Raw genomic sequence first — 18,727 nt, forward strand, 5'->3', positions numbered from 1 at the left:
GCCGACTTACTCATCTTCGTCGTGGGTTGATTGTTCTTTAACAATGCGAACCATATCAACGCGATAGTCGTTGGCTTCAACGATCGTAATGTGCAGCGGCGAAAGCTCGATCACATCGCCGACGCGCGGGATTTGCCCGTTAACGGCGATAACCAGACCGGCAACGGTCGCGATGTCTTCTTCATCGTTGATCACGTTTTCCAGCCCCAGCGTGTGCGAGAGCGCGTGCAGGTCGGTGGTACCTTTAACCAGCCAGCCTTCACCGTCGGCAACGATCTCTGGCGTTTCGTCGGCATCCGGGAATTCACCGGCAATCGCTTCAAGCACGTCCAGCGGCGTCACCAGCCCCTGCACCACGCCAAACTCGTTGGTGACGATAACAAAGCTACCGCGCGCGCGGCGCAGCACCCCGAGCAGGTTGATCGGATCCAGCGTTTCCGGCACGACAATCGCAGGCGACGCCGCAGCAACGGCTTCCACGTTGACGCCCTCTTCCAGGGCCACCAGCATCTCTTTCGCCCGCACGACGCCTATGATCTCATCCAGCTCTCCGCGACACACCGGGAACAGGCTGTGCGGAGAAGAAAGCAGCTGCTGGCGAATTTCATCGACGCTCAGGTTTGCATCAACCCAGCTGATCTCCCCGCGCGGCGTCATGATACCGCGCAGCGAACGGGAGGCCAGGGAGAGCACGCCGTTGATCATGTAGCGCTCTTGTTCCACAAACGCCCCTTCCGGGACCGGAACCGGGTTATGGTTTTCGGAATCAGACTGAACGTTCACCTGACGACGACCGCCCATCAGGCGCAGAATCGCATCTGCAGTACGGGCACGCAGCGGCTGATTCGACTGCTGCTTAATAAAGTTACGACGCGCAATCTGGTTGAACAGCTCGATCAGGATCGAGAAGCCAATCGCAGCGTACAGGTAGCCTTTCGGAATATGGAAGCCAAAACCTTCCGCCACCAGGCTCAGACCAATCATCAGCAGGAAGCTCAGACACAGCACGACCACCGTTGGATGCTGGTTGACGAAGCGCGTCAGCGGCTTCGAGGCCAGCAGCATGACCGCCATCGCAATGACGACAGCCGCCATCATTACCGGCAGATGATTCACCATGCCGACCGCCGTGATCACCGCATCCAGCGAAAAGACCGCATCAAGCACCACAATCTGCAGCACCACCACCCAGAAGCTGGCATAGCCTTTACCATGCCCATCATCGTGCTGACGGTTTTCCAGCCGCTCGTGTAGCTCTGTCGTCGCTTTGAAAAGCAGGAATATCCCCCCGATCAGCATGATTAAATCACGCCCGGAGAAGGTGTAATCCATGACGGAGAACAGCGGTTTGGTCAGCGTGACCATCCAGGAGATGACGGAGAGCAGCCCCAGTCGCATAACCAGCGCCAGCGAGAGACCAATCAGACGCGCTTTATCACGCTGTTTTGGCGGCAGTTTGTCCGCAAGAATGGCGATAAACACCAGGTTATCAATGCCGAGAACAATCTCCAGCACCACCAGCGTGAGCAATCCCACCCAGATTGACGGGTCCATTAAGAATTCCATGACAAGCTCCTGCTAAAGGAATGACGAAACGGTGCCCCACTCAACGTGGGCAAAACAGAGGTAGATAAAGTCGATACGTGGCGAGGATCGCCGGTGAATAAGGCGCGAAATGGCCTGGCAGATGACTGACGTCGGTGACGGTCCATATAGTGGGCTGTAGCCCTATACTCCTGAACAATTAAACGGAGGCTAAACATATCAGAGACAATGTGTTTTTAGCAAAGATTTACGTTCCTTTGCAAAGTTCTGTAACACAGCGGCTTTACGCTACGGATAAATCTGTAACGCGTGGCTAAATTACGGATCTTCATCACATAAATTATTTTTTCACTATCTAAAATAATTCGCGGAAGTCTTAGTTTTTTTGAACTCTAACCCTTATCTGAATCGATTCGGTTCGCCAATACGATTCTCAGTACGACTGCCTGGCAGACGTATTAATGATAATAAAAGGAGGTAGCAAGTGACCATTGCTATTGTCATAGGCACACATGGTTGGGCTGCTGAGCAGCTACTCAAAACGGCAGAGATGCTGTTGGGCGAGCAGGAAAACGTCGGCTGGATCGATTTCGTTCCCGGTGAAAACGCCGAGACGCTGATAGAGAAGTACAACGCTCAACTCGCGAAGCTGGATACCAGCAAAGGCGTGCTGTTTCTCGTTGATACATGGGGCGGCAGCCCGTTCAATGCCGCCAGCCGCATTGTCGTCGATAAAGAGCATTATGAAGTTGTCGCCGGGGTTAATATTCCCATGCTGGTGGAAACCTTCATGGCGCGCGACGACAATCCGGCGTTCGATGAGCTGGTGGCGCTGGCCGTTGAAACCGGTCGCGAAGGGGTAAAAGCCCTGAAGGCGCAGCCGGTTGAAAAACCTGCCCCTGCGCCTGCAGCGGCACCAAAAGCGGCAGCACCGGCAAAACCGATGGGTCCGAACGATTACATGGTCATCGGCCTGGCGCGTATTGATGACCGCTTAATCCACGGCCAGGTCGCCACGCGCTGGACCAAAGAGACCAACGTTCGACGCATTATCGTGGTCAGCGACGAAGTTGCCGCCGATACCGTTCGTAAAACCCTTCTGACTCAGGTTGCTCCTCCTGGCGTTACCGCGCACGTGGTGGACGTCGCCAAGATGATCCGCGTTTACAACAACCCGAAATACGCGGGTGAACGCGTGATGCTCCTGTTCACTAACCCGACAGACGTTGAGCGCATTGTTGAAGGCGGCGTGAAAATCACCTCCGTGAACATTGGTGGTATGGCCTTCCGTCAGGGCAAAACGCAGGTCAACAACGCCATTTCAGTCGATGCGAAAGATATCGAAGCATTCAACAAGCTGAATGCACGCGGTATTGAGCTGGAAGCCCGTAAGGTTTCCACGGACCAGAAACTGAAAATGATGGATTTGATCGGCAAAGTTGGGAAATAAGCCCGCGCCGGTTCTCATATAAAGTTTATGTAATAGGAGAAGTGCAATGGAGATTACCACTCTTCAGATTGTGCTGGTGTTCGTCGTCGCATGTATTGCGGGTATGGAATCCGTACTTGATGAATTTCAGTTCCACCGCCCTTTGGTGGCCTGTACGCTGATTGGGGCCGTTCTGGGTGACATGAAAACCGGTATCATCATCGGTGGTACCCTGGAAATGATCGCCCTGGGCTGGATGAACATCGGCGCGGCGGTTGCGCCCGATGCCGCTCTGGCCTCTATCATTTCGACCGTTCTGGTTATTGCCGGTCACCAGAGTATTGGTGCCGGTATCGCCCTGGCGATCCCGCTGGCTGCAGCAGGCCAGGTTCTGACCATCATCGTTCGTACTATCACCGTTGCCTTCCAGCACGCGGCGGATAAGGCGGCCGAAAACGGCAACCTCACGGCACTGTCGTGGATCCACGTTTCATCCCTGTTCCTGCAGGCGATGCGTATCGCGATCCCGGCGGTTATCGTGGCGATCTCTGTTGGTACCAGTGAAGTGCAGAGCATGCTGAACGCCATTCCAGAAGTGGTCACCGGCGGTCTGAACATCGCGGGCGGCATGATCGTGGTCGTTGGTTATGCGATGGTCATCAACATGATGCGCGCAGGCTACCTGATGCCGTTCTTCTACCTCGGCTTCGTGACCGCGGCCTTCACTAACTTCAACCTGGTAGCACTGGGAGTGATTGGTGCGGTGATGGCGATTCTCTACATCCAGCTCAGCCCGAAATATAACCGCGTCGCGGGTGCCCCAGCGCAGGCTGCTGGTAACAACGATCTCGATAACGAACTGGACTAACAGGTGAGCGAAATGGTTGATATGACAAAAACTACCACCGAGAAAAAACTCACTCCGGGTGATATTCGTGGCGTGTTCATCCGTTCTAACCTGTTTCAGGGTTCATGGAACTTCGAACGTATGCAGGCGCTGGGCTTCTGCTTCTCCATGGTACCGGCAATCAAACGCCTGTACCCGGAAAACAATGAAGCGCGCCGTCAGGCGATCAAGCGTCACCTGGAATTCTTTAACACCCATCCTTACGTAGCGGCTCCGGTTCTGGGCGTAACGCTGGCGATGGAAGAACAGCGTGCGAACGGCGCAGAGATTGACGACGGTGCTATCAACGGTATCAAAGTCGGCCTGATGGGTCCGCTGGCCGGTGTCGGTGACCCTATCTTCTGGGGTACCGTGCGTCCGGTCTTCGCGGCGCTGGGTGCCGGTATCGCGATGAGCGGCAGCCTGCTTGGCCCGCTGCTGTTCTTCATCCTGTTCAACGCCGTGCGCCTGCTGACCCGTTACTACGGTGTGGCCTACGGCTACCGTAAAGGGGTGGACATCGTTAAGGATATGGGCGGCGGCTTCCTGCAGAAACTGACTGAGGGGGCGTCAATCCTCGGCCTGTTTGTCATGGGGGCGCTGGTTAACAAGTGGACGCATGTGAACATCCCGCTGGTGGTCTCGACCATCACCGGTCAGGATGGTCAGACGCGCGTCACCACCGTGCAGACGATTCTGGACCAGCTGATGCCTGGCCTGGTACCGCTGCTGTTGACCTTTGCCTGCATGTGGCTGCTGCGTAAGAAAGTCAACCCGCTGTGGATTATCGTTGGCTTCTTCGTCATCGGTATCGCGGGCTACGCTGTCGGCCTGCTGGGTCTGTAAGTTTCAATGCTATAGACCGGGGGCTTGCCCCCGGTTTTTTTATCTGGAGGATGAATGACTGTCACGGACATCGTACTGGTTTTATTTATTGCTGCCCTTCTGGCTTACGCGATCTATGACGAATTCATCATGCCCCGCCGTCACGGCGAGACGCTGCTCTCCCTTCCCCTTCTGCGACGCGGGCGCGTGGATGCGTTTATCTTCGCGGGTCTCATCGTTATTCTTATTTACAATAACGTCACCAGTCATGGTGCAATATTAACCACATGGTTATTATGTGCGCTGGCATTAATGGCGGTTTATCTGTTCTGGATCCGCACGCCGAAAATCATTTTTAAATCCCGCGGATTTTTCTTCGCCAATGTGTGGATAGAATATAACCGTATTAAAGAGATGAATTTATCCGAAGACGGTGTGCTGGTGATGCAATTAGAACAACGCCGCTTGCTTATTCGGGTGAAGAATATTGACGACCTGGAAAAGATCTACAAGTTACTCGTTAAAACTCAATGAGTTAAATATATAGCAATGGCTATATTCTGTGTTTATCTTGCGCAAGAAATATAGCCAAAGCTATATCCATTTCGTTAATTTATTCTCTATTTGTTAACGATGCTTTTACGCTTAAAGACAAATGAAAATCGTTATCAATAAGCATTTTAAATAATGCCTCTTCGCTGTTGTTTTATATTCTCAAAATATGTTAAGGTTGCGCCCGTCGTTGGGGAGTAGCCGATTTCCTGTTCTCAGGAAATGTACGTGTCAACATACTCGTTGAAAAACGTGGCGCGTACGGTTCGCTGACAGCACATCTTGTGTGCGGCGCGATCAGGCGAGACCATAGATACATCAACTGCTGTTTACTGGGGGCAGTGATGTGTCATATGGATATCCCCGGTCTGGACGCTGTTATGAATATCTCCGCTACGATCCTCCTCGCTTTTGGCATGTCCATGGACGCATTTGCTGCTTCCATCGGAAAAGGCGCCACGCTCCACAAACCTAAGTTCTCAGAAGCCCTGCGTACCGGCCTCATTTTTGGTGCTATCGAAACGCTTACGCCGCTTATCGGCTGGGGATTTGGCATGCTCGCCAGCCAGTTCGTACTGGAGTGGAACCACTGGATTGCCTTCGTACTGCTGGTGTTTCTCGGTAGCCGAATGGTGATTGAAGGTTTCCGCGGCGGTGATGATGAAGACGAGGAGCCGCAGCACCGCCACGGATTCTGGCTGCTGGTCACCACGGCGATTGCCACCAGCCTTGATGCGATGGCCGTCGGTGTCGGTCTGGCATTCCTGCAGGTCAATATTATCGCCACCGCGCTGGCCATCGGCTGCGCAACGCTGATTATGTCCACGCTGGGCATGATGGTCGGACGGTTTATCGGCCCGCTGCTGGGTAAACGCGCCGAGATCCTGGGGGGAATTGTGCTGATTGGCATTGGCGCCCAGATCCTCTGGGCACATTTCGCCGGTTAATCTTCGCGCTGCCAGACGTGGATACTGAAATCCGTCTGGCAGTTAAATGTAGAGTGTGTAGCTAGCGCTTCCCATACTTCTGGTTTTGCCCGCCATGCGAACGGCGTCATCTGCAGCAGCGCGGTGGCCTCTTCGCCTTTCAGCGTCATTTCATACGCCACGGTTTGCTCCTGCTTAAGGGTAAAACCGGACAGCTGTTCAGAGTGAGGGGCATGCAGTCGCACTTCGTCGTAGATCAGCCCTTTCAGCTCCATAAGATGACGCGGGCCAGGCGTTACGGTGACTACCCATCCGCCCGGTTTCACCACGCGAGCCAGCTCTTCCGCCTTGCAGGGTGCGTAAATGCGGATAACCGCATCCATGCTGGCATCGTCAAACGGCAGCCGATGGCTGGATGCCACGCAGAACGTCACGTCAGCGTAACGCTTTGCCGCCGCGCGAATGGCCACTTTCGACACGTCCAGACCGAATGTCAACGCGCCCTTCTCACGGGCGATCCCGGCAAACCGTGCTGTGTAGTACCCTTCCCCGCAGCCGATATCGAGCATGGCGGTGGCTGAACCCGGCAGAATGTCATTCAGCAACTGCGCGACGGTCTCCCGCAGCGGCAAATAGTGCCCGGCATCCAGAAACGCGCGACGCGCCTGCATCATCTCTGCACTGTCGCCTGGATCGCGGGAGCGCTTATGCTGCACGGGCAGAAGATTCACGTAGCCTTCTTTTGCCACATCAAACTGATGCCCCTGCGGACAGGTATAGCTTTTATCTGAGTGCGTCAGGGGGGCGTGGCAAAGAGGACAGCTGAAGGACATGGTGACTCCGGAGCATAATCAAAGGGCGAAGTGTACCGCTATTCGCCCTGGTTATAAACGCCCGGTTAACGCATAACGATAAGGTGATCGGAGCCCGCCGGTAACCCGTCAGGTTTCACATTCTCCAGACGCAGCACGTTGCCCATAATCTCGCTGAAGACAGGCGCGGAAACGGCCCCGCCGTAGTAGGCCCCATTTTGCGGATCGTTAATGACCACCACCAGAGCGAAGCGCGGATCGCTGGCAGGCGCAACGCCGGCCGTATAGGCGACGTATTTATCGACGTACTTCCCGCTGTCGTCAATTTTCTTCGCCGTACCGGTTTTCACCGCCACCCGGTAATCACGAACGGCGGCCTTAACGCCCCCGCCGCCGGGCAGCGCAACGCTCTCCATCATGTGCTCCACCTCGTGCGCAATCTCTTCCGGCATGACGCGGTGCCCGATAACGGGTGGATCGATACGCGTAATCGAGAGAGGTCGCTCAAGCCCGAAGCCGCCAATCGTGGCGTAGACGTGCGCCAGCTGGAGCGGCGTCACCATCAGCCCGTAGCCGAAGGCAAAGGTCGCACGATCGAGCTGGCTCCAGTATTTACGATTTGGTAACAGCCCCGCGCTCTCGCCCGTTAAGCCAAGCCCCGTATTCGTGCCAAACCCAAAGTTTCGATAGGTATCAATAAGATGCTGGACAGGCATTGCCAGTGAGAGGCGGGACACGCCGGTGTCGCTCGATTTTTGCAGGATCCCGGTCATCGTCAGTTCAGGATAATAGCCCACGTCGCGGATACGATGCCCGTCAAGGGTATACGGGTGAGTGTCAATCACGCTGTCCGGCTGGACCAGGCCCTGCTGCAGGGCCGTCATCAGCACCAGCGGCTTGACCGTCGAACCGGGTTCGAACGTATCGCTGATCGCGCGATTACGAAAATCGTTTATCGTCGCACCTTCCCGATTATTGGGGTTGAAATCCGGATAGCTCGCCATGGCGAGTATTTCCCCGGTTGGGATATTAATTAATACCGATGCCCCAGACTCGGCCTTGTTCCAGACCACGGCGTTATCGAGCGCATCTTCGGTGATGGTTTGCAGCCGCTCGTCAATACTTAAGTGGATGTTATGCGCCGGTGCAGGCGCCACTTCCGTCAGGTTTTCAACCACGCGACCGTAGCGGTCTTCCCTTACCTGCCGCACGCCCGGCTTACCGGTCAGCTGAGCGTTAAAGCTTTTTTCCACGCCTTCAATGCCCTGCCCGTCAATATTGGTGAAGCCAATCAGGTTCGCTGCCACATGGCCAGCAGGATAAAAACGGCGGGATTCATCGCGTAAATTAATGCCGGGCAGATTCAGCTTATCGATCCACTTCGCCTGTGCGGGATCGACCTGACGGGCAAGATAAATAAAACGCCCCTGCGGGTTGGCGTTGATTCGTGCCGAGAGTGTGCCCAGGGAGAGATGCAGCGCGTTTGCCAGCGCCTGCCAGCGTTCGTCAATGCCAACGCCCCCTTTTGCCAGCACCGTTTTAGGATCGGCCCAGACGGCCCGGACGGGCACGCTCACCGCCAGAGGGCGACCTTCGCGATCCATTATCATGCCGCGCGGCGCATCAATCGCCAACTGGCGGAGGGAGCGCATATCTTCCTGCTTCACCAGATTGTCAGGCTTGATGATTTGCAGCCAGGCAACGCGGCCCAGCAAAAAAGCCAGACTACAAAAAATAGCTAAACAGAGCAGCACAAAACGCGCCGGCGTGAAATTTCCAGCGGTCGTTATCAATTTCTTCTTCACCTGAACCCCAGGACTGTTAAACAACGCCCTGATTTAACGGGAAAATATGGGTTAAAGGTGGCAAAACAGTGCTACTAACCTCGCAGCTTTGCAACAAGTTACTAACAAGACCGCCAATGGTAATATTTTGAAAGATAAAGGACATAAAAAAGCCCCGCGTTATGCGAGGCTTTATGTCTGAGATTGAAGTGCCAGGCGCTTCAGTCAGCAGCGGTTCGATCAGATAGCAGTTACGTTAACTGCAGCTGGGCCTTTCTGGCCGTCCTGAATTTCGAACTCAACGTTCTGGCCTTCAGCCAGAGTTTTGAAGCCGTTACCCTGGATTGCAGAGAAGTGTACGAACACGTCTTTGCTGCCGTCAGCAGGAGTAATGAAACCAAAACCTTTAGACTCGTTGAACCACTTAACTTGACCTTTAATCTTTGCCATTTTGCAAAATTCCTTAGAGTGTTTTCTTAGCCCGCAGGCATTAACTGAGATAAAACTGAGACATTACTGCATGAGGCACTAATATAAGGTTCGGCAGAGAAGCGGTATTCAACGACAACGTGTTTACTCAGGACTTCTTTACTGAAAATGCCACACATAAACAGAACTGTACCTCGTTTGACCCAAAACGTGTTATCACACACTATGTTTAATATGGCAAGCCATTTTTAAACATGTCTCGATCCGCCGCACAAATTCGAACAGTGCCTGTCAGGTTTTGCACAATTATGCGCATCACTTACAGACAGCTCTGCTGCGTAACAAAGACCCAGCGTTGCTTTCACAAGCGCTGTAATCTAAGACTTTTTTAACATAGCTCAATCATTACGAAGCGTCCAGCAACCGGGAAAAGAAATCTTACGTCCTGATTGAGTTAGAACAATTTGTGAAAACTTATGCTTAAATCATTGTAACGCGACCAAATTGTTTCAGAGAAAAAACACTGTTAATAACCCGCCCTGAACTGTATTAAAATGCACCAACTAATAAACAGTGTTATGCACCAAAATAATGAAATTTTTATGACTCTGCATCAAAAGAAGGCAAGCAAAACGTTTCGATTAAAATAAAACATTCCTTCACGGGTTTACAAACAGAATATATGCACTACTTTATCGCTTCGTTTATAAGGATAAATATTCACCAATTTTCAGTATCCTGAAAGAATGATTAACTGGTGCTAAATTATCTAGCGCTTCAGTTAACTCCCGCACAGGTTCATCGAGGGCTTCATCTGCCAGTTCAAACACGCCCCAGTGAATGGGAAACGCCAGAGGACAGCCCAGCTGCTGCCACAATGCCACCGCAGATTGCGGATCCATATGATGGACAGCCATGAACCATCGAGGGGCATAGGCACCAATCGGTAACGCGGCAGCATCGATATGGCCCAGGCGTTCAGGTATCAACAGCAGCTCGGGCGAATACCCCGTATCTCCGCTGAACCAGAAACGATGATGTCGACCTTCCATAACCCAGCCACACCATAATGAGCGATTGCGGTTCCATGGCGTGCGCATACTCCAGTGCTGTGCCGGTACGGCAGTCAGCGTCATCCCCTGCCAGGTGAAGCTCTGCCACCAGTCGAGCTCAACCACGCGTTTTGCTCCCCGGCGGCGAAACCAGTCGGCCAGGCCCAGCGGAACAAAAACACTGACGTCGGGAAAGCGTTTGAGAATACGGCGAATGGTCGCATCATCAAGATGATCGTAATGATTATGGGAGATGACGACCGCATCAAGCTGATTGAGTTGATCGACTGACAGCGCGGGAGGCGTTTTGCGCTGGGGTCCCAGGAAAGGCAGCGGAGAAGCGCGCCGTGAAAACACCGGATCGGTAAGGATGATATTGCCGTCCAGCTGCATCATCACGCTCGCGTGTCCCAGCCACCACACCCCATCTTCATGAGGTTGCGTAAGCTCAACCGGTTGCCACCACTGTTGGATAAAGTCTTCATAACCCAGCGCGGGTGGCTTCGGTAAACCGGCTTCTTTACGCGCTTTACGCCAACGGTCAAGGTCGCCGGGTTGATGTCCGACAGGATCGGTATTACGAAAACCGTTCGGGGTGTGATGTTTCAGGGAGGGGTCATACCAGGGATTTTTCCAGACCACAGCCACCTCCCGGACAAAAAGATTAACGCTCAGCCACCAGGCGGATAAAGTCGTCTTCGTCTTTGTTATCTTCAGCGACCGCGTCTTTCGGCGCGTCTTTCTCTTCCGGTTCGTTAGCCTCACACAGACGGCGTAGCAGCGCATTCTGACGTTTTTGCTGATCGAGCAGCGCTTCCAGCAGTTCAATCTGCTCGTTAGTACGGGAGCTGGCGCGGTTCACAAAAAACCAAATGACCAGGCCCACAAGCAGAACAACCAAAGAAATCATCAGGGATGCCATATTCAGCAGCCCTGAATTCAGTAACTCACCCATTTCACCACCTCAATAAAAACGTCTATTTTACCACTGGCGCGAAGGAAGGAAATCACCTTGAGAAAAAATGCGTATTACCACGGAATAAACTTATTAATTGCGCAAACGCCGCTAAAAAACTGTACATCCTGATCGCACATCACATTGATCGTCTGCGTCCATAACACCACGCATGCTATCAGCACGATAATCAGAATTACCCAGCGTATTTTTTTCACTCCAGACTCCGTCTAAAAACCTGATGTAACAAGGTTATCATGCTTATCTTAAACAGGGACTAACTGTACCGCCATCGCGCTTTTTTCAGAATCCTGCACTTGTTTCATGGTGTAAACCGTTTACGCTAGCATTATGATAACAACGACAAAAGAGGTTAATGATGCGCTTCATCATTCGAACAATTATTGCTCTGGCCATCGTCTGGATTGGCCTTCTGCTCACGGGTTACGGTGTGCTAGTGGGAAGCACCGAAAACGCAGCCGGGTTAGGGATTCAGTGTAAATATTTAACGGCACAGGGCGTCAGCACTGCGCAATATCTGCATACTGACAGCGGGATCGTTGGCTTGACCAACTGTCCGGTCCTGCGTAAGACATCCGTCGTGATTGATAATGGCTAATCGGCCGGTGATATGGCTGATATAAAAAACGCCGCAAGAGATGCGGCGTTTTTTTATGCGAGCAGAGATTAAAACGGGTAGTCGTGATAGCCCATTTGTTCAGAAATCTTTCGTGCGGCAGTGTGCAGAATAGCCACATATTCATGCAGGCGCTCTTCGGAGAAGCGTAAGGTTGGGAAGGAGATACTCAAGCCTGCGATCACCACCCCAAAGCGGTCAAACACCGGAACGCCGATGCAGCGCAGCCCCTCTTCCTGCTCTTCGTTATCTTCGCCATACCCCTGCTCGCGTACGCGATCGAGCACCGTTAACAGCGCGTCCGTGCTGGTAATGGTTCGTGAAGTACTTTGCTTGTATTCCACGCCTTCCAGGATCTGCTTCACTTCCTCACGATCGCGCCACGCCAGCAGAACCTTACCAATCGCGGTGCTGTACAGCGGGTTGCGACGACCAATGCGCGAGTACATGCGCAGATTGTACATGGAGTCGATTTTATGGATGTACACAATGCTGTCTTCATCCAGCGCACCGAGATGGATTGTCTCTTTGGTCAAGCGAGAGATTTCACGCATCTGAATATCAGCGCTACGGATCAGGTCAACATTTTGTAGCGCACGGGCGCCCAGCTCAAACAGCTTCAGCGTCAGAGAGTATTTTTCAGATTCGCCTTCCTGGGCTACGTAGCCCAGCGACTTCATGGTTTGTAAAAAGCGATATACGGTGCTTTTAGACATCATGACGCGCTGCGACAACTCTGTAATACCTATTTCACGCTCTTCCCCCAGCGCCTGTAAGATGCCAAACACCTTCAGCACGGAAGAAACAGAATCTGGCTGTTTATCCAAATCCGCAATAGCCATTTACCACCTCATAGAGAGTGTTTTATAAAAATCAGAACCGGTTTTTATTATAAGTTCCCGTCATGTCACCTGCAATCAATCCGCGTTTACTTCGTTACAAATCTGCGACATATCGCGGCTGTAACAATGCTAAAATAGTTATCATGAGAATAATTTCACGCTGAGCTTTTTTAATCCTAATGGAAAAAACCCTTTCCGATGGCCTGCCTTTACCCCAGCGGTACGGCGCTATAGCGACCATCATTATCGGTATCTCAATGGCCGTCCTTGACGGCGCAATCGCGAACGTTGCCCTGCCAACCATCGCCAGCGACCTGCATGCCTCTCCCGCCAGTTCGATATGGATCGTCAACGCCTATCAGATTGCGATTGTGGTTTCCCTGCTCTCGTTCTCTTTCCTGGGCGATATGTTCGGTTACCGTCGGGTGTACCAGTGCGGTCTGGTGGTTTTCACCTTCACGTCGTTGTTATGCGCCCTTTCAGTTTCACTGCATACCCTGACGCTTGCCCGCATAGCGCAGGGTTTTGGCGGCGCGGCGCTCATGAGCGTAAACACGGCGTTGATCCGCTTAATTTATCCGCAGCGTCATCTGGGGCGCGGCATGGGGATAAACTCGTTTATTGTGGCCGTCTCTTCCGCCGCCGGGCCAACCATTGCGGCGGCGATCCTTTCCGTTGCGTCATGGCAATGGCTGTTCGCCATTAACGTGCCGCTGGGTATCGTCGCTATATTCTTTGCCCTGCGCTTTCTACCTGCTAACGGTCCCAAAAGCACCATGCCGCGCTTCGATGTGGCGAGTGCGGTGATGAATGCCCTGACCTTTGGCCTGCTGATTACGGCGCTGAGCGGCTTTGCGCAGGGACAGTCTCTGATGCTTACCGGCGCGGAGCTCATCGCCCTGCTGGCGATCGGCTTCTTCTTTGTTCGCCGCCAGCTCACTCTCCCCGTGCCTTTACTGCCAGTCGATCTGCTGCGTATTCCCCTCTTTTCCCTCTCCATTTGCACGTCCGTCTGCTCGTTTTGCGCCCAGATGCTGGCCCTGGTTTCTCTGCCCTTCTTTCTGCAGAGCGTGGTCGGCCGTTCAGAAGTGGAAACCGGCCTGCTGTTAACCCCCTGGCCGCTGGCGACAATGGTGATGGCGCCGCTGGCAGGTTACTTAATTGAACGCGTCCATGCCGGTTTATTGGGAGCGTTGGGGCTGGCGGTGATGGCGACAGGCCTTTTCGCGCTTGCTCTGCTACCGTCATCGCCAACGGATCTGGACATCATCTGGCGCATGATCCTGTGCGGCGCGGGGTTTGGCCTGTTCCAGTCCCCTAACAACCACACCATTATCACCTCCGCCCCGCGCCATCGCAGCGGAGGTGCCAGCGGCATGCTGGGGACCGCACGCCTTCTGGGACAAAGCAGCGGCGCAGCGCTGGTCGCCCTGATGTTTAACCTTGCCGGGCAAAACGGCAACCATGTTGCGCTTCTCACCGCAGGTGCCCTTGCTTCCCTCGCGGCGGTCATCAGCGGCCTGCGGGTGACCCAGCCCAGGGTTCAGGCATAAAAAAAGCCGGGCGGAGTATTCTCCTGCCCGGCTTATTAGGGTTCTTAGCGTTACTTCAGGTATTCCCCACTGCGCAGCGCTTCGATACGTTTATCCAGCGGTGGGTGAGACATAAACAGCTCGCTCAGCGATTTGGATTTACCGTTAATGCAGAAGGCCATCATGCTGTTCGCTTCCTGCGGCTCGTAGCTGGTTTTCAGACGCTGCAGGGCGGCAATCATCTTCTCACGACCAACCAGCTTCGCCGAGCCGGCATCCGCGTGGAATTCACGGTGGCGGGAGAACCACATGGTGATGATGCTGGCCAGAATACCGAATACCAGCTCCAGAACCATCGACACGGCAAAGTAAATCAGCGGGTTGCCGTTGCTCTCTTCGCCTTCGTCACGGTTGCCACCCATAAAACCTGCCGCGATCTGCGCCAGAATACGGGAGATGAAGATCACGAAGGTGTTCACCACGCCCTGAATCAGGGTCATGGTCACCATGTCACCGTTTGCGATATGGCTGATTTCGTGGGCAATAACCGCTTCGGCCTCGTCACGGCTCATGTTTTGCAGCAAACCTGTGCTGACGGCAACCAGTGACGCATCGCGACGGGCGCCCGTGGCGAAAGCGTTGATGTCCGGTGCATGATAAATCGCTACCTGCGGCATGGCGATCCCGGCCTGGCGGGATTGCTGAGCCACCGTATTCATCAGCCACTGTTCCATGTCGTTACGCGGTTGTTCAATAACCTCACCACCCACCGATTTCAGTGCCATCCACTTCGACATCAGCAGGGAGATGAACGAGCCACCAAAACCAAACAGCAGCGCCATAATCAACAGACCCTGAACGCTGCTCGACTGAATTCCTGTCAGGCTTAGCACGAGCCCGAAAACCACCATAACCGCCAGGTTGGTGAGCAGGAAGAGCGCGATTCGCATCATAATTTTCTTTTTACCTCAGTTTAACAAAACGCACTATGCGATTACCCACATCGTATGGGTATTGCGGCTATTTTCAAGCATCCGGCGGGCGTAAGTCACCAGAAAGACACAACTTTACACAATTGGAAATCTGGCTGACGGAAGGATGCAGAACAAAAAGAAACAGGCACAATTTCTTGTGCCTGTTGGGAGGTTATTTTGCCGGAGCGGGCTGTACGGCAGGTTTCTCTTTTTCCTGATTCGCCAGGTCGAGAGCGATATGCACCGTCTCGTCCAGATACGGATCCGGCTCCTGGTAATCTTTTGGCAGATCGTCCAGTTTCTTGAGCAGAGGCTTGCCTTCGCGCTTGAAGCGATCGTTGATACGCGCCAGGCGGGTTGCATCGTCTTCGTTGTTCTCTTTCTCACGCTGAGCGTAGTTAAGAGAAACGATATTCCGCTTATCTTTCAGGGCATTGAATCGTGCAATGTCCTTCATGATGTACTGGAACTCCGGATCTTTCGCGATACGGTCGTTATGCGCTTTCAGCAGTTCAGGGCCAAATTGCGTCATATCACCCGCTTTCACGTAGGTCGCGGCATTGATGCTGTCCCACGGCAAGGCGTTATCTTCAAACTTCTCGCCGGTTTCGGTCTCTTCCGTGCCTGTCGGCATCATGATGTCCGGCGTTACACCCTTACGCTGCGTACTCCCGCCGTTCACGCGGTAGAATTTCTGAATGGTGTACTGAACCGAGCCCAGCGCAGGCCATTCCGGACGCAGCATCTGATCGTAGATACGATTCAGAGAGCGATACTGCTGAACGGTACCTTTCCCGAAGGTTGGCTCACCGACGATCAGCGCGCGACCATAGTCCTGCATTGCAGCGGCAAAGATTTCAGACGCGGAAGCACTGAAGCGGTCAACCAGGACCACCAGCGGGCCTTTGTAGTAGACCACACCGTCGTTGTCGGCATCTTCACGCACTTTACCGTTGTTATCGCGCACCTGAACCACAGGACCAGATGGAATGAACAGACCGGAGAGTGAAACCGCTTCCGTCAGCGCCCCGCCGCCGTTACTGCGCAGGTCGATGATAATGCTGCTGACGTTCTGCTTTTCAAGCTTCTGCAGCTGAACCTTCACATCGTCAGTCAGCCCCACGTAGAAGCCAGGAATATCCAGAACACCCACCTTCTCTTTACCCACGGTTTTCACCGACATTTTCACCGCGCGATCTTCCAGACGGATACGCTCGCGGGTCAGGGTAACGATACGGGTTTTGGTGCCTTTACCGGCAGGCAGAATTTCCAGACGAACCTTGCTGCCTTTCGGACCTTTGATCAGCGCAACCACGTCATCGAGACGCCAGCCGATCACGTCGACCATGTTCTGGCCTGTTTGTCCTACACCCACAATGCGATCGCCTACGCTAATCGCTTTGCTTTTGGATGCCGGGCCACCCGCGACCATGGAATTGATCACCGTGTAATCATCGTCCATCTGCAGCACCGCGCCGATACCTTCCAGAGACAGGCTCATCTCGGTATTGAACTGTTCGGTGTTGCGTGGAGAAAGATAGTTGGTGTGCGGGTCGATTTCGTGCGCAAAAGCGGTCATCGCGAGTGAGAAAACATCCTCACTGTTGGTCTGCGCCAGACGACGAATGGCAAATTTGTAACGACGCGTCAGCGTGTCACGGATCTCTTTTTCGTCTTTGCCGGTCAGCTTAAGACTCAGTTCGTCGTATTTAACTTTACCGTCCCACAGCGCGTTCAACTCGGCTTCATCTTTCGGCCAGGGTGCTTTACTGCGATCCAGATTAAAGGTGTCAGTACCGGTGAAGTCCATCGGACGTTCCAGCACTTTCAGCGCGTACTGATAGCGTTCAAAGCGGCGCTTTTGCGACAGGTTGTAGAGATCGTAGAACAGATCCAGCTTGCCTGAACGCAACTCGTCACCCACCTCGGATTTGCGCTTAGCGAACTGCTCGACATCGCTGGCGAGCAAAACGTTATGGCTGTAATCCAGCAAGTTCAGATAGCGGTCAAAGATTTTGGCCGAAAAGGCCTGATCGAGATCGAACTGACGATAGTGCGAGCGGGTAAAACGTGAGGTCACGCGCTCGCTCACCGTCGCGTGCTGCGTCTCTTCCTTGAGCACCGGAATTTGATCAACACGCGTGATATCGTCCACTGCAAAAGCGTGACCTGTTATAGCAAACAGGCCCGCCAGCGCGGTGAGCTTAAAAAAAGTGTTCATGCCAGGCTTGGCCTCCGTTTCAGAACAACAAGTGTTCTGCGCGTACAATCATTGACATACCAGAAGTCAGCTGTACACGAACGCCATCTTTGGTGATTTCCAGTACGGTGGCGTCCATAGCATTGTTACCCGCTTTAACCTTCAGTGCCTGACCTACGCTCAGGGCGTTAATGTCAGAAACCGGCGTATGGCGCGGCTCTTCACGAGGGGCACGCGGGGCTTTTGCTGCTGGTTTGTCTGCACGCGGTTTGCGATCGTTATTATCGTGACGACGCGGCGCAGGGCGTGGTTTACGCTCACGACGAGGCGCTTCTTCCTGGCCGTTTGCCGCTGCGGCTTCGCGTTTTTTCGCCTGCTGTTCTGCACGTTGTGCCTGAACGCGTGCTTTGGCTTCTTCAAGCTGCTTACGCGCGTGCTCAACGTGCTGCTCGTCCAGCTCACCACACGGGTTGCCGTCGAGATCCACGCGGGTCGCGCCAGGTTTGATACCGTACAGGTAACGCCAGCTCGAAGTATAAAGACGTAAGGCGGAACGCAGCTGAGTTTTGCTGAGGTTCATTTCCCCTTCAACACGCGCCACCAGATCCTGAAAAATACCGACTTTCAGGGGACGAGCTTCACCTTCCGCGCTGAAGCACTGCGGGAAACGCTCGGCCAGAAATGCGATAACTTCTTTACTGCTATTCAACTTAGGTTGATTTTCCATGAAATTTCCTGATTACAACGGACGTTGCCAACAAGCGCAGGCATGAACAGGCGTCATTATAATGACGCTATCAGTAAATGCTACGTTATCCGTTGATTATCCTGCGACGCTCGCAAAGAATTTTTGATAATCGGTTGCAGCGAGTACGTTTTCCAGATTCGCCACCAGCTCGCGCAGCCCCTGTTCGTCCTCGGTTGTAAAGCGACTGAAGACCGTGCTGTCGATATCCAGAACGCCAATAATCTGATTTTTGACCACCAGCGGCAGAACGATTTCAGAATTACTGGCGGCATCACAGGCAATGTGTCCGTCAAACGCATGAACGTCTTCCACACGCTGTACCTGATTCTCGGCCACCGCCGTGCCGCATACGCCACGCCCCACCGGGATACGCACGCAGGCCAGTTTGCCCTGGAACGGGCCGAGCACCAGCGTGTCACCTTCAAGGAGGTAAAAGCCTGCCCAGTTCACGTCAGAGAGACGTTCAAACAGCAATGCGCTAGTATTTGCCAGAGTGGCTAAGAAGCTGGTCTCACCCGCCATCAATGCCTTAAAATCGCGGTTAAGATCCGCGTAGAATTCTGTTTTGTTCATTATTCAATCACTTAGTTGTCTTACAA

The 18,727-nt window shown here is 53.4% G+C and carries 20 protein-coding genes, 1 pseudogene and 1 riboswitch; of the genes and pseudogenes, 7 read left to right on the plus strand and 14 right to left on the minus strand.

Annotation, left to right across the window (positions count from 1 at the left end):
• Window positions 1-6: 6 nt before the first annotated feature.
• On the minus strand, window positions 7-1,566 hold the full coding sequence (gene yoaE, locus F0320_RS12910; RefSeq protein ID WP_126330117.1) for a CNNM family cation transport protein YoaE: 1,560 nt from the start codon (window positions 1,564-1,566) through the stop codon (window positions 7-9).
• On the minus strand, window positions 1,554-1,763 hold the full coding sequence (locus F0320_RS21810; RefSeq protein ID WP_072015543.1) for a protein YoaL: 210 nt from the start codon (window positions 1,761-1,763) through the stop codon (window positions 1,554-1,556). Before F0320_RS21810 ends, yoaE begins: the two co-directional genes overlap by 13 nt.
• Window positions 1,764-2,029: 266 nt before the next feature.
• On the opposite strand from F0320_RS21810, the gene manX reads away from it, so the two are divergent.
• The 5 genes from manX to mntP all read left to right on the plus strand — a co-directional run bounded on the left by manX (window position 2,030) and on the right by mntP (window position 6,184).
• Window positions 2,030-2,995, plus strand: coding sequence for a PTS mannose transporter subunit IIAB (gene manX, locus F0320_RS12915; protein ID WP_032658500.1), 966 nt, complete (start codon window positions 2,030-2,032; stop codon window positions 2,993-2,995).
• A 46-nt stretch (window positions 2,996-3,041) separates the two neighbouring features.
• Window positions 3,042-3,842 carry a PTS mannose transporter subunit IIC gene (gene manY / locus F0320_RS12920; RefSeq protein WP_008500490.1) on the plus strand — a complete coding sequence of 267 codons (801 nt, stop codon included), beginning with the start codon at window positions 3,042-3,044 and terminating at the stop codon, window positions 3,840-3,842.
• A gap of 12 nt (window positions 3,843-3,854) precedes the next feature.
• Entirely contained in the window at window positions 3,855-4,706 is an 852-nt protein-coding gene (locus tag F0320_RS12925; protein WP_006810994.1) for a PTS mannose transporter subunit IID, read from the plus strand.
• Between the two features lie 54 nt (window positions 4,707-4,760).
• Window positions 4,761-5,219 (plus strand): DUF986 family protein, encoded by a 459-nt coding sequence (locus F0320_RS12930; RefSeq protein WP_045404374.1) that lies wholly within the window; start codon window positions 4,761-4,763, stop codon window positions 5,217-5,219.
• A 198-nt stretch (window positions 5,220-5,417) separates the two neighbouring features.
• Window positions 5,418-5,546, plus strand: a riboswitch (yybP-ykoY riboswitch).
• A gap of 71 nt (window positions 5,547-5,617) precedes the next feature.
• Window positions 5,618-6,184: a manganese efflux pump MntP gene (gene mntP, locus F0320_RS12935; RefSeq protein ID WP_047652722.1), complete on the plus strand. Its 567-nt coding sequence runs from the start codon at window positions 5,618-5,620 to the stop codon at window positions 6,182-6,184.
• Here the strand turns inward: mntP and rlmA are convergent.
• The 7 genes and pseudogenes from rlmA to mgrB form a co-directional block, all read right to left on the minus strand.
• Complete coding sequence (rlmA, locus tag F0320_RS12940; protein WP_047652303.1) at window positions 6,181-6,996, minus strand: 23S rRNA (guanine(745)-N(1))-methyltransferase; 816 nt, start codon at window positions 6,994-6,996, stop codon at window positions 6,181-6,183. The two genes, mntP and rlmA, sit on opposite strands and share 4 nt — an antisense overlap.
• A gap of 65 nt (window positions 6,997-7,061) precedes the next feature.
• A complete protein-coding gene (ftsI, locus tag F0320_RS12945) occupies window positions 7,062-8,780 on the minus strand; it encodes a peptidoglycan glycosyltransferase FtsI (protein ID WP_126330119.1) in 1,719 nt (572 codons plus the stop codon).
• A 219-nt stretch (window positions 8,781-8,999) separates the two neighbouring features.
• The gene (cspE, locus tag F0320_RS12950; RefSeq protein WP_001062678.1) at window positions 9,000-9,209 is read right to left on the minus strand and encodes a transcription antiterminator/RNA stability regulator CspE; all 210 of its coding nucleotides are present in this window, start codon (window positions 9,207-9,209) and stop codon (window positions 9,000-9,002) included.
• Between the two features lie 13 nt (window positions 9,210-9,222).
• Window positions 9,223-9,367, minus strand: a pseudogene (locus F0320_RS12955) (DUF2627 domain-containing protein).
• A 525-nt stretch (window positions 9,368-9,892) separates the two neighbouring features.
• Window positions 9,893-10,882 (minus strand): MBL fold hydrolase, encoded by a 990-nt coding sequence (locus tag F0320_RS12960; RefSeq protein WP_047652305.1) that lies wholly within the window; start codon window positions 10,880-10,882, stop codon window positions 9,893-9,895.
• A 22-nt stretch (window positions 10,883-10,904) separates the two neighbouring features.
• Window positions 10,905-11,195 carry a YebO family protein gene (locus tag F0320_RS12965; RefSeq protein ID WP_008500484.1) on the minus strand — a complete coding sequence of 97 codons (291 nt, stop codon included), beginning with the start codon at window positions 11,193-11,195 and terminating at the stop codon, window positions 10,905-10,907.
• A gap of 74 nt (window positions 11,196-11,269) precedes the next feature.
• Window positions 11,270-11,413 (minus strand): PhoP/PhoQ regulator MgrB, encoded by a 144-nt coding sequence (gene mgrB / locus F0320_RS12970; protein WP_006175995.1) that lies wholly within the window; start codon window positions 11,411-11,413, stop codon window positions 11,270-11,272.
• A 161-nt stretch (window positions 11,414-11,574) separates the two neighbouring features.
• On the opposite strand from mgrB, the gene F0320_RS12975 reads away from it, so the two are divergent.
• On the plus strand, window positions 11,575-11,814 hold the full coding sequence (locus F0320_RS12975) for a YobH family protein (protein ID WP_023312207.1): 240 nt from the start codon (window positions 11,575-11,577) through the stop codon (window positions 11,812-11,814).
• A 68-nt stretch (window positions 11,815-11,882) separates the two neighbouring features.
• Here the strand turns inward: F0320_RS12975 and kdgR are convergent, their stop codons facing one another.
• Window positions 11,883-12,674, minus strand: coding sequence for a DNA-binding transcriptional regulator KdgR (gene kdgR, locus F0320_RS12980; protein ID WP_023312208.1), 792 nt, complete (start codon window positions 12,672-12,674; stop codon window positions 11,883-11,885).
• 179 nt (window positions 12,675-12,853) lie between these two features.
• Here kdgR and F0320_RS12985 point away from each other — a divergent pair, with 179 nt between their 5' ends.
• The gene (locus F0320_RS12985; RefSeq protein WP_126330121.1) at window positions 12,854-14,227 is read left to right on the plus strand and encodes an MFS transporter; all 1,374 of its coding nucleotides are present in this window, start codon (window positions 12,854-12,856) and stop codon (window positions 14,225-14,227) included.
• 50 nt (window positions 14,228-14,277) lie between these two features.
• Here the strand turns inward: F0320_RS12985 and htpX are convergent, their stop codons facing one another.
• The 4 genes from htpX to F0320_RS13005 form a co-directional block, all read right to left on the minus strand.
• Window positions 14,278-15,159, minus strand: coding sequence for a protease HtpX (htpX, locus tag F0320_RS12990; protein WP_014884290.1), 882 nt, complete (start codon window positions 15,157-15,159; stop codon window positions 14,278-14,280).
• A 193-nt stretch (window positions 15,160-15,352) separates the two neighbouring features.
• Window positions 15,353-17,401 carry a carboxy terminal-processing peptidase gene (prc, locus tag F0320_RS12995; RefSeq protein WP_029741991.1) on the minus strand — a complete coding sequence of 683 codons (2,049 nt, stop codon included), beginning with the start codon at window positions 17,399-17,401 and terminating at the stop codon, window positions 15,353-15,355.
• Window positions 17,402-17,420: 19 nt separating this feature from the next.
• Window positions 17,421-18,107: an RNA chaperone ProQ gene (gene proQ / locus F0320_RS13000; protein ID WP_014884292.1), complete on the minus strand. Its 687-nt coding sequence runs from the start codon at window positions 18,105-18,107 to the stop codon at window positions 17,421-17,423.
• A 96-nt stretch (window positions 18,108-18,203) separates the two neighbouring features.
• A complete protein-coding gene (locus F0320_RS13005; protein ID WP_047652307.1) occupies window positions 18,204-18,701 on the minus strand; it encodes a GAF domain-containing protein in 498 nt (165 codons plus the stop codon).
• Window positions 18,702-18,727: the final 26 nt, after the last annotated feature.

Origin of the sequence: Enterobacter dykesii (genome assembly GCF_008364625.2) — a bacterium.
GTDB lineage: Bacteria > Pseudomonadota > Gammaproteobacteria > Enterobacterales > Enterobacteriaceae > Enterobacter > Enterobacter dykesii.

Coding starts and splice junctions, on each gene's coding strand:
- F0320_RS21810 (WP_072015543.1), bottom strand. CDS start 1,763: ATGTTTAGCCTCCGTTTAATTGTTCAGGAGTATAGGGCTACAGCCCAC.
- rlmA (WP_047652303.1), bottom strand. CDS start 6,996: ATGTCCTTCAGCTGTCCTCTTTGCCACGCCCCCCTGACGCACTCAGAT.
- mntP (WP_047652722.1), top strand. CDS start 5,618: ATGAATATCTCCGCTACGATCCTCCTCGCTTTTGGCATGTCCATGGAC.
- F0320_RS12975 (WP_023312207.1), top strand. CDS start 11,575: ATGCGCTTCATCATTCGAACAATTATTGCTCTGGCCATCGTCTGGATT.
- manY (WP_008500490.1), top strand. CDS start 3,042: ATGGAGATTACCACTCTTCAGATTGTGCTGGTGTTCGTCGTCGCATGT.
- htpX (WP_014884290.1), bottom strand. CDS start 15,159: ATGATGCGAATCGCGCTCTTCCTGCTCACCAACCTGGCGGTTATGGTG.
- cspE (WP_001062678.1), bottom strand. CDS start 9,209: ATGGCAAAGATTAAAGGTCAAGTTAAGTGGTTCAACGAGTCTAAAGGT.
- prc (WP_029741991.1), bottom strand. CDS start 17,401: ATGAACACTTTTTTTAAGCTCACCGCGCTGGCGGGCCTGTTTGCTATA.
- proQ (WP_014884292.1), bottom strand. CDS start 18,107: ATGGAAAATCAACCTAAGTTGAATAGCAGTAAAGAAGTTATCGCATTT.
- F0320_RS12985 (WP_126330121.1), top strand. CDS start 12,854: ATGGAAAAAACCCTTTCCGATGGCCTGCCTTTACCCCAGCGGTACGGC.
- F0320_RS12965 (WP_008500484.1), bottom strand. CDS start 11,195: ATGGGTGAGTTACTGAATTCAGGGCTGCTGAATATGGCATCCCTGATG.
- F0320_RS12930 (WP_045404374.1), top strand. CDS start 4,761: ATGACTGTCACGGACATCGTACTGGTTTTATTTATTGCTGCCCTTCTG.
- yoaE (WP_126330117.1), bottom strand. CDS start 1,566: ATGGAATTCTTAATGGACCCGTCAATCTGGGTGGGATTGCTCACGCTG.
- F0320_RS13005 (WP_047652307.1), bottom strand. CDS start 18,701: ATGAACAAAACAGAATTCTACGCGGATCTTAACCGCGATTTTAAGGCA.
- kdgR (WP_023312208.1), bottom strand. CDS start 12,674: ATGGCTATTGCGGATTTGGATAAACAGCCAGATTCTGTTTCTTCCGTG.
- F0320_RS12925 (WP_006810994.1), top strand. CDS start 3,855: ATGGTTGATATGACAAAAACTACCACCGAGAAAAAACTCACTCCGGGT.